Annotated in this window: 9 protein-coding genes and 2 pseudogenes; 3 read left to right on the forward strand and 8 right to left on the reverse strand. The window is 56.3% G+C overall.

Going from position 1 to position 12,283, the window contains the following annotated elements; translation table 11 throughout:
* Positions 1–446: 446 nt before the first annotated feature.
* On the reverse strand, positions 447–701 hold the full coding sequence (locus ATY75_RS35345) for a hypothetical protein (protein ID WP_225881139.1): 255 nt from the start codon (positions 699–701) through the stop codon (positions 447–449).
* Positions 702–1,357: 656 nt separating this feature from the next.
* Positions 1,358–3,715: a hypothetical protein gene (locus tag ATY75_RS29340; protein ID WP_184345214.1), complete on the reverse strand. Its 2,358-nt coding sequence runs from the start codon at positions 3,713–3,715 to the stop codon at positions 1,358–1,360.
* A 209-nt stretch (positions 3,716–3,924) separates the two neighbouring features.
* Here ATY75_RS29340 and ATY75_RS29345 point away from each other — a divergent pair, with 209 nt between their 5' ends.
* Positions 3,925–5,103, forward strand: coding sequence for a Fic family protein (locus tag ATY75_RS29345; protein WP_088940179.1), 1,179 nt, complete (start codon positions 3,925–3,927; stop codon positions 5,101–5,103).
* Between the two features lie 748 nt (positions 5,104–5,851).
* Here the strand turns inward: ATY75_RS29345 and ATY75_RS29350 are convergent.
* From ATY75_RS29350 to ATY75_RS29365, 3 genes and pseudogenes are all read right to left on the reverse strand, one after another.
* Positions 5,852–6,252 (reverse strand): annotated as a pseudogene (locus ATY75_RS29350) (NYN domain-containing protein); the annotation flags it as partial.
* A 344-nt stretch (positions 6,253–6,596) separates the two neighbouring features.
* Entirely contained in the window at positions 6,597–7,211 is a 615-nt protein-coding gene (locus tag ATY75_RS29360; protein ID WP_088940181.1) for an SOS response-associated peptidase family protein, read from the reverse strand.
* 348 nt (positions 7,212–7,559) lie between these two features.
* The gene (locus ATY75_RS29365) at positions 7,560–8,255 is read right to left on the reverse strand and encodes a Crp/Fnr family transcriptional regulator (protein ID WP_184345200.1); all 696 of its coding nucleotides are present in this window, start codon (positions 8,253–8,255) and stop codon (positions 7,560–7,562) included.
* Positions 8,256–8,680: 425 nt separating this feature from the next.
* Between ATY75_RS29365 and dnaK the strand changes: the two genes are divergently transcribed.
* Both dnaK and grpE read left to right on the forward strand, forming a co-directional pair.
* Positions 8,681–10,600 (forward strand): molecular chaperone DnaK, encoded by a 1,920-nt coding sequence (dnaK, locus tag ATY75_RS29370; RefSeq protein ID WP_088940185.1) that lies wholly within the window; start codon positions 8,681–8,683, stop codon positions 10,598–10,600.
* A gap of 30 nt (positions 10,601–10,630) precedes the next feature.
* Positions 10,631–11,227, forward strand: a complete 597-nt coding sequence (gene grpE, locus ATY75_RS29375) for a nucleotide exchange factor GrpE (protein ID WP_088940183.1) — start codon at positions 10,631–10,633, stop codon at positions 11,225–11,227.
* Positions 11,228–11,233: 6 nt separating this feature from the next.
* On the opposite strand, the gene ATY75_RS29380 is transcribed toward grpE, so the two are convergent.
* From ATY75_RS29380 to ATY75_RS34940, 3 genes and pseudogenes are all read right to left on the reverse strand, one after another.
* Positions 11,234–11,707: a phosphate-starvation-inducible PsiE family protein gene (locus ATY75_RS29380; protein WP_088940184.1), complete on the reverse strand. Its 474-nt coding sequence runs from the start codon at positions 11,705–11,707 to the stop codon at positions 11,234–11,236.
* 24 nt (positions 11,708–11,731) lie between these two features.
* A complete protein-coding gene (locus ATY75_RS29385) occupies positions 11,732–12,058 on the reverse strand; it encodes a chaperone modulator CbpM (protein ID WP_225881140.1) in 327 nt (108 codons plus the stop codon).
* Positions 12,058–12,283, reverse strand: a pseudogene (locus ATY75_RS34940) (hypothetical protein); the annotation flags it as partial. The pseudogene ATY75_RS34940 and the gene ATY75_RS29385, both read right to left, overlap by 1 nt.

Below are 12,283 nucleotides of genomic sequence, written 5' to 3' on the forward strand. Positions count from 1 at the left end.
GCTCGACTGAGCGGCGTGAGGCGGGCATTCATATGGATGTCCATTCGGTCCCCCGAGAATCACTGAAGCTTCGACAACCTCAGCTTTCCCGGTCCGGATCGAATGGACAACCTATTGGAAGCTCACACCTAGTCGACTTGATAAGCGGCGCCAAGCCAAGCGAGCTGGCAATGTGAAAGCAAGGCGTGAAGTCCCATAAATACCCGTGATGCCAGCGGCACTGAAAATAATGAGGGGTCGACAGTCCCATTCCTTTCAAGGCGAAGACGACCGTCAGGCAGTTGGCCCGAAGCTCTCCGCGGTTCACGCTCAACGACGGCTTCTGCGCGCCAACACCGGACATTGTGGCTGCCGCAAAACTCCCTACTCTGTGACGTCGCCAAAGCCAGAAAAACAAGTATCGCTTAGTTGGGAATTTCGCGACAGATCGGCAGCCAAGTAGACGGTCAGCCGGATTGAAATTCTTGAATCCAGGCATTTCCTGGATGCAGCACCTCCAACCATCGACGAAGGGCGGATTTCTCACTGGGTTCCAAGCGAGGTAGGGCATTGCGGAAGTCCCCGTGATCTTTCTCGCGGGCGTGCTTAGCTTTGAAGAGCAGGACGATGTGCGGTGCCAGATATCGGATGCCGCCGGCTGTTGCGCGTATGGCTTTGGTTCGCGGCAAGGTTAAAGATGGATCGCGCTTGTAGACCCACATATCCGGCATCCCCGATCGACCATCATGTCGACGCGCCAGCGCCCGGCGCCAATATCCGCACTGCAGGGCGGCAATCAAAGTGAGACGGATCTCATCCAGATTGTCGCTCTATACCGCACCCCATTGCTGCCAAACATCCGTGGGCAGCGGTTCTACCAGGGGGAGATGGTCAAGTTTGCCATCCTTCGCTGTGAAGAACTCCAGATCCGACAGGGCACCGCGATAGCGTTGAGCCTGGCGGGCAAGAACCGAGAACTCCAAGTCTTCATGCGCACGGGTCGGCTCGCCGTATCAAAGGTCCAGGGCCCAGCCGCCTACGATGTACCAGTCGGTGTTAGACCCGCCGAGATGAGCGAACAACTCATCCGGGGACCAGGGTTCCCAAGCGTCATCTGGCGGTGGCTGCATTGAGGCGTTGCTCCTGAAGGGACAAGAACGCCTGATACGTGAGCTGACCCCCATGTTCAATGGCGGCATTGGGCCGAAAGACGCCCCATTTGGGGCGGCACTGGTTGCCCCGAACGTGAAGAAAAAACAACGCCGGCATAGCTACTGGACAAGCGGGTGGCGGGTTCGGATCCATTCAAGGCGGGACGAGGACGCTCGGCCCAGGTGCAACATGGTCTGAGCATCCGAGCCGAGCATCTCATTCGATCTTACGCAGCCTCCCAAACCTGATTGAGGATCTTGGCGGCTAGTGCGGCCTTGTCTTGCGGTAGGAAGCGACCGTAGTGCTGCTGAACGACATCGGGCGTATCCTGAATTGCGTAGCTCGCCTGCTCGTAGGATCCGGTCTGCTTCAGAATATGCGTCGCGAGAATGTCCCGCAGGTTATGGGGTCCATGCGGCAACAAGCCCTTGATGGCACCTCGCCCGGTGTAAGGGTTATAAATTCCATAGCGTTGGATGACGGTCCTCCAAGCCTCGTAGAATGTGGTCGAGTTGTAAGCTGCGTCGATGCTGGTGGTCTTTACCGTCTTGACGAACAGGTTTCCGGGATCTTTGGCGCCGCCAAGGAGGACACCACGATGACGGTCGATATGAGCGTTGAGGTATTCGTAGAGGTCGAGTAGGTCCGGCAGTATCAGCCGAAACGGTTTCTGTCCGAAGAAGGATGAACCGGAGTTTTTGAATGCGACCGACGGGATAAGGACCTCCCACCCATGGTCGCGATCACTCCAGCGCAGCTCACCGCATTTTATATCCTCCAGCCGGCGTTCTGACGTCGGATAGTGTCCACGGGGGCAGACACGAAGTTGGCGAAGGTTCTTTTGTCTCAGCCCAAGGTGCAGGCCAAGCCGAAGCAATAGGAATGATCTAACGGCTTCGGCGGCCGGTCGTGGATATCTGTTCTCATCCGGCATACGTCTCACGATCTCGTCCGTGATCTTGCGATACTCCGCCAGCGGACTGTCCGCTTCAAGTACGCACATGATCGGTTCAAGCGGATCGCGATGCACGCGCATCACTCGCTGAATCTCCTTGGAACGGTTAGCGGCATGTCGGTGAAACGCATCACAGGCGCCATGCCAGTCGCGGGCTGAGAAGTCGATTTCTTCCTGCTCAATCAAGCCCGCGATGGGCCTGACATTCCGAAGCAGTTCCGGATGCTGCCGGATCCAACCGACGTCCGCGCGAGAGAGGGCTTGGGCGACCATCAGCATGTCTTCTTCCCACTTGGTGTAGAAGCCACGTCGCTGTTCCCGCCACTGCAGATACCAGTCCCAAACCCCGGGGAAGATGAGAAGGCCGAAGCTCAGCTGGCTGACTGGCACACCGAAACCCTTCACGACACCGTTTGGCGAGGCAGCCAGCGCACCAAACATCAAGCCGAGATGCTCAATCTTCTGGGTGGCTGTTTCTTCACCCCAGACGCCATTGCGCTGAAAGCCAATCGCCGTCAGCGTCGAAGTCTTGAAGCGGATGAGATCAGCCATTTCCATGGCAAGCCTTGGCGGCGCATCGACAATGCCGGAGAGCAGATCCGGATCATCAAGTTCTGCCGCGACGTTCTGATTGGCGCCGGCAGCGGAGACCAACGATCGAGAGGAAAGAAAGCTGCCGCCATAAGTGGCGCCGGGAAAGCGGATGGCATAACGCTGCTTACTTGCTGCCGCCTGATAGCGGCGATATTCCGTAGAGCCGGAAATAATGACGCGGCGCACCCAATCGAGGATCTCTTCGCGTTTGGAGAAGGGCAAACTGCTGAAATCATCCGGAAGATGCATTGAGATCCTTCGCCGCTCAGCCGGGCCGATGTCACCTAGCTCGTGACCATACAGCGAGCGTGCCTGGTGCGGCAGCTTCTCTTTGAAATATCCCTCCGAAAGTCGATAGCGTCGCTCGATGCGGCGGAGAATATTGAAACTGGCAACAGATCGGGGCATGCGGTCGCCCTGGATCCAGGATAGCAGCGTCTTATTGTCGAAGGTCTCATTCAGATGAACAACGGCGCGGAAAAGCTGCCAATAGGTGTCGCCGAACCGACGCATATGATAGACCAGTGCATGCTGAAAGCTCGCCGGATCTTCTGTCGCTTCGAACAGTGGTTCCGGGCAAGGGCTAATCGGTTTTGGAGCCGGCCCACGTGGCACAGATGTCGACGGGGCAAAGGTGCCGTTGACCGTCGCACGTTGAGGCTCTCTGGTTGAGGGGACCGAGGCTGCCTTTCTGGCGGGCGCCATTTTTTTCGGGCGAGCCGTCGGCTTCGATGGCCGCTGTTCTTCGACGGCTGGTGGTCCGCCGAGCCATCGGATGATTGTGTCCACGCCCGGCCGGAGCTGCTTTTTCAGTTCTGCCGTCAACTCGGCTTCGATCCCACAGGCCTGACCGATCGTCGTCCAGTCGATATGGCCATTCAGAAGCGGGGGCGATTTCCGGTAGATGATCAAACCGGCCATATAAGGCCGTATATTCTCCAACACTCGCCTGGATGCGATTGGAGCGATACGCAGCTCGCAGAATTCCGAAATTTTTCGCTGAAATTGACGTGATGAAAGGTCGCGTTTGGTCATGCTCATTCCGTTTCTCTCGGCACCAGTACCGAGGGCGAGCGGGAATATGAGGCGAGCTTTAACAAAGGATGTATCGGGCGTGTCACTTTTAATGGCGCCTAGATCAAAGCTCAATATGGGCGCGTTAATTAAGCGCGCTTATCTACGTCTGTCGCTTAATTAAATGAAATGCGTCTTGCTTAAATAAGAGGCGCAGCTGATATTGGGTTATGTCCGATTCCCAATCCAAAAACCGCCTGGGTCGTTTCGTAGAGACGGTCGCTGCCAGTGAAACAGTGCGGGCGTTCGTGCCCCCACCATTGCCGCCCGAGCCGGCGATCGATGTGCTTTCATTGCTAGAGCGCCTGAGCTTGGCTGAGCGGGCGCTAGGACGTCTGGATGGTATCACAATGCTGCTGCCGAGACAGGAGCTGTTTCTTTATATGTATGTAAGAAAGGAAGCCGTTCTTTCCTCGCAGATTGAAGGCACGCAGTCGACGCTTTCTGATCTCTTACGGTTTGAGACCGAAGCTCAAGCCGGGCAGCCGGTTGATGATATCCGTGAAGTATCCAACTATGTTGACGCCATGATGTATGGTTTAGAGCGGCTGGAAACGTTGCCCATGTCGTTGCGTCTGATCCGTGAGATGCACGCCAGGCTCCTACACAGTGGGCGGGGAGGCACCAAGGATCCAGGAGAGTTCCGCCGCTCGCAAAATTGGATTGGTGGCACGCGCCCCGGTAACGCACTCTTTGTACCGCCACCAGTCACTGAAATGGCCGGTTGCCTGGATGCGTTCGAGCGCTTCATGCATGACGACCAATCGCGGTTACCGGCGCTAATCAAAGCTGGCCTGCTGCATGTACAGTTTGAAACGATCCATCCGTTTCTCGATGGTAATGGTCGTATCGGCCGCCTGCTTGTAACCCTATATCTTTGCGTGAACGGCGTTTTGCGAAAGCCGCTGCTCTACCTCAGCCTCTATCTGAAGTCCCATCGGAGAGAATACTATCGGCTACTGCAAGAGGTTCGCGAACATGGTAACTGGGAAGCTTGGCTAGAGTTTTTCCTGACCGGCGTCGCCGACACTGCCAATCAAGCGTTTGACGCTGCTACTCAGATCGTCGATCTTTTCAAGGAAGATCGGGAGCGGATCACGTTGGAGAGTGACAGAGCAGGGCCGGCCCTTCGCATTCACGAGCTTTTCCAGCAGAATCCTTTTCACACGGCGAACCAGATTGTTCAGGTAACGGGTCTGTCCGCGCCAACGGTCAACGCCGCACTCGCCGATCTAGAGCGATTGGGCATCATTGATGAGGTTACCGGCCGCAAGCGTGGCCGCGTGTTCAGCTATCAACGATACCTTGCAATTCTGGGCGAAGGCACCGATCCCCTGCCTCTCAATTGATGACAAGTAGATGGGCCGAAGGTTCGATTCTCATCAAGACCCAACCCATTCGACAGTGCAGATTTCGACCCGAGGGGGACAATTGGCCTCATCGGCTCTTGAGTGTCAGGTGTGCGTTTTTCCAGGACGCGACTGCGTTTGGTGTCAACGCGGCAGCAAGGGGCGTGCTACATCCAATGTTGTCAACTCGCGCCAAGTCGAACCAACGCATATCCGGCGCCACCAATCTCAACCAAGAGGTCTGATCTCATCTCCCTATCGGTGACGACCTTGATTTTGGTCCACTTGCCTATTTTGGTATCGAGCGGAAGAGGCAATCCTTCTCGCAGCATGAGGGTGAGCTCAGGTGCTCTTTCCGACTTATAAATACAAATCCTCATCGCATGGAACCCTAGCTGCACAGATTTGTGACAGCTATATTGCAGCGCGTTATCAATTATTGCAATGCCACAAAACCAGTCTCTAAAAATGCGCCGAGATTTTCCGTCTTCCTGACCATTAATACGCTCCTTCCGACTACGCGCTTGGTATAACGATAGAGCAATCAGCTCCCAGTTCCCCCGTCCGGCTGCACGCCCCGATCAACGGCCTCATTGGCTTGCGAGCCGATACGTGGAAGTCTCGACAACAGGCGGTACGTCCGCTGGCGCCAGCTGCGATACGCGTTCCTTAAGTCGCGGCACGATAGGTGCCGATGGAGGTGGTCGTGACCAAATTCACCAGCTGCCGTCTCATCGCCCTGCTCACCGAGCACATCGAAATAGACGAACTTGTCACAGGCGGTGATGAACGGGCGAGGGGTCTTGCGCTCGCCGAAACCGTAGACTGTGACGCCCTGTTCACGAAGCCGCGCGGCAAGCCGAGCGAAATCGCTGTCACTGGAAACGATGCAGAAGCCGGTGAAGCGACCGGCATAAAGCAGGTCCATGGCGTGATGATCATCGCTCCATCGGTAGCATTCTTGCCCGTAGTATAGGCGAACTGTTGGACCGGCTGGATGGAGTGCTCCAGCAAGCATGCCTTCCAACCGTTCAGACTGGGCTTGGTCCAGTCGCCGTAGATGCGCTTGACGCTGGCGGTACCATAGTTGGCGATTTCCGCCAATAAGCCGGTGATAATTTTCGGGCTGGCGTTATCGCCATCGATCAGAAGGGAGAGTGTCCTGCGTCATATCCTGAAGCTCGCTTCCTCTGGGTGCTGGTCGCGATAAGCCAATATACGATTGCCCGCGACATCCCTAGGCTCGATATAGTGAAGTTTGACGTAGGCGCGGATCACGATCGCTGCCAGCTCGACGCAGGCGGGGTCACAGCCGTGGCTGCAAAGGACCGTAAACCGTTGGTCGCCGGACAGCATTTTCGATCTGAGACATTGTTTCGGGCTTGTAGTTGTTGTTCCTCCGCCCTGATTCCACCCGTGTCCTGACGGCCCGCTAGTCTGACCCACCGCTTCAGATTCGATTATACCTGTCCGAGCGCTTCATTCATCGCGGCTTATTCCTTCGGGTGTAATGAGCCAGGCGGCGCGTTTCTGCGGGTCTCCACCCTCAGCGAACCTATCGTGAGTGGGCGCAATAATTCTTCCTCAGGCTTGGTAAGGTCGATCCACGCCTTCCAGTTGATCGGACGAAGAACAACGACCTGTCGATTGTGAAGAGGCTCCACATCCGGCCCGGGCTTTGTTGTCAACATCGTGAACGCTGCGGGCTGGCCTTTCTGGCTGGGCCGCCAGATCGCGGCAATTGCCATGAACGGCGCGCTCACGAGCGTCAATCGATGTCTAGCCTTCGGGTGTTTCCTGTCCGTGAATTCAAAGAACGCGCTGGCTGGAACGAGACACCGATGGTTATCGCTGAAATGCTTGCCTTTCGATCGCAGGTTGAACACCGGGCCGCGCGTCCGGGTTGCTGGAAACCCGAACTTCATCTGCGTCAGCTCCAGGATATTATCGCCTCCAGCACGCATGACCGGGGCCATCTCGCCGATCTTGATGTCGCTAGCCGTCGGCATATCGTGTGCCGTTTGGTGCGCGGGGATGCCAAGAGCAAGATCCTGCATCACCTTGCGGTATTCGGCGTAGCTGATCTGTTGTTCGTACTCGCTGCACATAGGGAACGCCTGAGTGTTTGCGACGCGGTGGCTGAGAATAGACCATCGATCGCTGACGGTTGGACAAGCTTTGATGCTGCAGTTCCTCTGCCGAGACGGCCATAAACGGATGTGTCTAGCAACGCCAAACCTCTCCCTTGGGGTCGTGTTCGGCCGTCTTCCGACACGCACTTTCTCGTTCAATTCATCAGCGGCACGCTCAAGCGTTTATTGCCCAGTAGCGCGTCTCACATCCTCGATACCGCCGGCAGTTTTGAAAGTTCTCTGCACGTTGCGACAGGTTTTCGGTGTTGGATGGCCTGTAGTCTATCGGCGCACGCTTCTTGATTGAAGAACGGGAAGAGCGACTCAAGTTAAATCCGGGTGAAGCTTCTGAGCCTGGCGCATGGCCAGGGATCGTGGAGTTTCGAGTTCAACGACTCCTCGTCGGCGCAAATCGGTTATGGCTCGACTGACTGTTTCGACTGCTATCCCGACATGATCGGCGATGTCGTAGCGCGACATGGGTAGTTCCACCGCTGCCCCTTCTTCCTCAGACAAGTGAGTACACAACAAGGAAAGATAGCTCGCAATCTTCTGCGCGGATCTCGTCCGACCCTGAACCAGTATGTGATTTTCAAGGCGGGAGATGGTCTCACAGGTTCGCTCGTGGACAAACCGATATAGATCGGGTTGCGACACGGGCAGCGAGATGAGGTCCCTGTGGGCGATTCTCGCGGTCACGGCTTCGTCTGTCGATATCTCGAATGAAAATACCCGAGGATCATCTCTTTGGAGTGAAAAGAAATCGCCCCGCATCATCAGGTCGACAATGCGCCGCTGCCCGCTTTCGAGAATGACGGACTTCAGGACGGTGCCAGACAGCACCCAACCGATCCCACCACTTTCGACGATAGAATCACAGCAATCAGCACGTTCCCAGCGCGCTAAGGTCACGGCAGTGCCAAGTTCATGCGTGAAGTTGACTACGGTCTCGTATGCAGGCGATCGGCCTGGAGCTAGTTCCACAGTGGCGGAAAGTTTGGCAAGACTAATTCGCTCCATAACTTGGTCCTCCGAAAGGATAATCCATTTGAATGAGGCTTGATGAGGCATGAACCGATTTTCACTCTGCAGACACCCGTACGTTCCCTATGTAGAATCCCCTGGTCACCGCAATCTCTCGAACTCGCCCGTACATCGATGTCGGATCTTAGGTTGCTTTCATGGCCACTCTGCCATGTGGTCTCTTCTGGGGTTCGCGGCCAGGGCAAAGCTCTCAGCAGTGTCTGACGCTCTTGTACATAAGGCGCGGCCAATGCGATTGACGTTTCAGGCTTCTCCGGCGAACCGATCAGTCCTTGCCATCCTCGTGAGCGTCGGTCGTATTGACGGTTGTCAAGGCGCCCATCTGCCGGACGTTGTTAAATGCCCATCGAGCGGTGGCCAAGATCCATCGCGCGCAGAAAGAGCCAGCGATGGAGGCGAATATGGCCAAGGTTATCGGTATCGACCTGGGAACGACGAATTCCTGCGTTGCCGTGATGGAGGGCAAACAAGGGAAGGTGATCGAAAACGCGGAAGGAGCAAGGACGACGCCGTCCATGGTCGCGTTCGGCAAAGACGGCGAGGTGCTCGTGGGTCAACCGGCGAAGCGCCAGTCGGTAACCAATCCGGAGAATACCATTTTTGCTATCAAGCGGTTGATTGGCCGCCGCTTTGACGATCCCATCGTTGAGAAAGATAAGGGACTCGTATCGTACAAGATTGTACGTGGCGACAATGGCGATGCATGGGTCGAGGCCAATGGGAAAAAATACTCCCCCTCGCAAATCTCTGCTTTTATCCTGCAAAAAATGAAGGAAACCGCGGAGCGTTATCTCGGCGAAAAGGTCGAGAAGGCCGTGATTACTGTCCCCGCCTATTTCAACGACGCCCAGCGCCAGGCAACCAAAGATGCAGGTAAGATCGCCGGCCTGGAAGTGCTGCGCATCATCAACGAGCCAACGGCGGCGGCCCTCGCATACGGTCTTGAGAAAAAGGGACGTGGGACAATCGCGGTCTACGATCTCGGCGGCGGTACCTTCGATATCTCGATCCTAGATATCGGAGAAGGCGTCTTTGAGGTGAAGGCGACCAATGGCGACACGTTCCTCGGTGGTGAAGACTTCGACAAGCGCATCATGGATTTCCTCGCTGACGAGTTCAAGAAGCAGCAAGGCATTGATCTGCGCAACGACCGTCTGGCGTTGCAGCGTCTGCGCGAGGCCGCAGAGAAGGCGAAGATCGAACTTTCCTCGACGACGGAAACGTCGATCAACCTGCCGTTCATCACAGCCGATCAGAACGGACCGAAGCATCTCGACATCAAGCTATCGCGTGCAAAATTTGAAACCCTCGTCGACGATCTCGTGCAACGCACGATTGGACCCTGCACGGCCGCTCTCAAGGACGCTGGCGTCGACGCCAAGAAGATCGATGAAGTGGTCCTCGTCGGCGGTATGACCCGCATGCCGAAAATTCACGAGATCGTGAGGAACTACTTTGGCAGGGATCCGCATCAGGGCGTGAATCCGGATGAGGTCGTCGCCATCGGTGCCGCCATCCAGGCCGGCGTTCTGCAAGGCGATGTCAAGGATGTTCTGTTGCTCGACGTGACACCGCTCTCGCTCGGTATAGAGACGCTCGGCGGCGTGTTCACGCGCCTTATTGACCGCAACACCACAATTCCGGCCAAGAAGAGCCAAGTGTTCTCGACCGCCGAAGACAATCAGCAGGCAGTGACGATCCGGGTCTTCCAGGGTGAGCGCGAGATGGCGGCCGACAACAAGCTGCTTAGCCAGTTCGATCTCGTTGGCATTCCGCCCGCGCCGCGCGGCGTGCCGCAGATCGAAGTGACATTCGACGTCGACGCCAATGGCATTGTCAACGTTTCGGCAAAGGACAAGGGCACTGGGAAGGAGCAACAGATCCGGATCCAGGCATCGGGTGGATTATCCGAGGCTGACATCGAAAAGATGGTGAAGGAGGCCGAGTCGCATGCGGAAGAAGATAAAAAGCGCCGCGCCCTTATCGAGGCCCGCAATCAGGCGGAGAGTTTGATTCACTCTACTGAAAAAACCTTGGCAGAGCACAGCAACAAGCTCGAAGCGGCGGACAAGACCAACATTGAGACGGCGCTGTCGGACCTCAAATCAGCGGTTTCAAGCGACGATCTCGGGCAGATCGAGGCGAAGACGCGAGCCTTGACCCAAGTGTCCACTAAGCTTGGAGAGGCCATCTATAAAGCCAGCCAAACCAACACGGAGAGCGCCAACGACCAAGCGTCAACAACGAGGGATGCGGCCGTCGATGACGACGTCGTGGATGCCGAATACGAAGAAGTCGACGGCCAGAAGCGCTCTCAATAATAGGTGAAATAACACACGGGAGGCCAGTCCATGCCCGAGAAAGACACCCAGAACCACGGCGCCGGTTCCGACCACGACACCGCCGCGGGATTAAACTCCGGCGGGCAGGAACAATCGGCTGCGGATGTCTCCACGGAATTGGCATTGACCAAGGACCGTTTGCTCCGCTCGCTTGCCGAACAGGAGAACATTCGCAATCAAACCCGACGGGATCGGGATCAAGCGGTTAAATATGCGGCTGCGAATTTTGCCAGCGATTTGTTACCGGTAATCGACAATTTGGAGCGTGCCATTGCCAGCGTTCCGAAGCACAAGCGCTCCGACCCAACGGTCGCCGATCTTCTGAAAGGCGTGGAAGCGACCCACCGGGTCCTCCTCGACGCCTTCACTAAGCAGGGCATGACGCGACTGGACCCAATCGGCAAGCCGTTCGACCCCCATCAGCACGAAGCGATTGTCGAAGCAGTCGATCCGCAATACCCGCCGGGATACATAACGAACGTTATCCAGTCCGGTTACATGCATCATGATCGCCTCCTTAGACCGGCGCTCGTGGGCGTCAATAAGACGTCCGCAGACGCACCTGCCACGCCCGTCGAGACCCGCTCGAAGACCGATGCACCATAATCTTTCTCAATCAGAGGCTTTATCGGCCTGATAACGATCTCGGATGAGCCAGTAGACCACGCCGAGTGCGAGGATCGCCGCTGCGAGCGAGAGGATGTGCCACGCGTCGGTCTCGGTCAGATCGAGAATAATAACCTTGCGGCAAATGGCGAGCAGGGCGATCACCACCACCGCTTGTATCTGCACGACGCTATCCTTGCGCTCCGCGACGACCAGGAGGGATTTCTTGAATTCCAGGGCAATGATTACACTGAAAATCATGCCGAATACCGCCTGAAACGCCGAATAGTCCAATGGATTGAAGTTACCGGATAAGATGACGTCGGACAGAATTTTCAAGATGAGATTCCAGACGGCGGCGACAACGACAACCGCAATAAGCGCTGTCAGGATCAGGATGACGGCATGCTCGAAACGCTGATAAACCGAAAGAAGCTTGAACTCTGCCTTGGCGACCTTCAATTCTTCCCTGATGGACATTGATTGATCCTCCAAGAGCTCGGCTCATGTGATGGTACGTCGGCGTTTCCGTCCGGATGCCCGGCTCCGCACAGCGGGTACGTCTTCGACCATCGTCGACGCTGCGCCGTCGAGTGCCCGGCGAAGGCCGTGGATCTGATCCACCAGGTGCAGAACAATGGCGATACCCTCGTCATTGACACCCATTTGACCACGAAGATCAAGAATGAGCTGCGCTCGCATAAGGTCTATTGTCGAGAATCGCCAGCCATCTCGCTTTTGCACCGGACGAATCCAATCCTCCTCGATCCAGTCCGTGAGTGCTTTTGGCTGGATCCCAGATAGTCGGCAAAATTCCATCGTATCAAACATCACACACCCATCTTCTGTCGCGGGTTATGGGAACGTCCCGCTGGCCATTGGGAGACGAACGCCTCAAGCTCGGCATCCGGTGTATTGGGCAGCATCACCCTCAGAGCTTGTGAAGCTTTTGAATCTGGCGCGTTTTTGGCCGATCTTGGCTGGCCGATGCAGTCGAGCGTCAGGCGATTGCGCGCTGCGTTCGGATGGTCGCGTGTTGGTGTCTGGGTGGTGACA

The organism is Rhizobium sp. N122 (assembly GCF_002211295.1).
Taxonomy (GTDB): Bacteria; Pseudomonadota; Alphaproteobacteria; order Rhizobiales; family Rhizobiaceae; genus Rhizobium.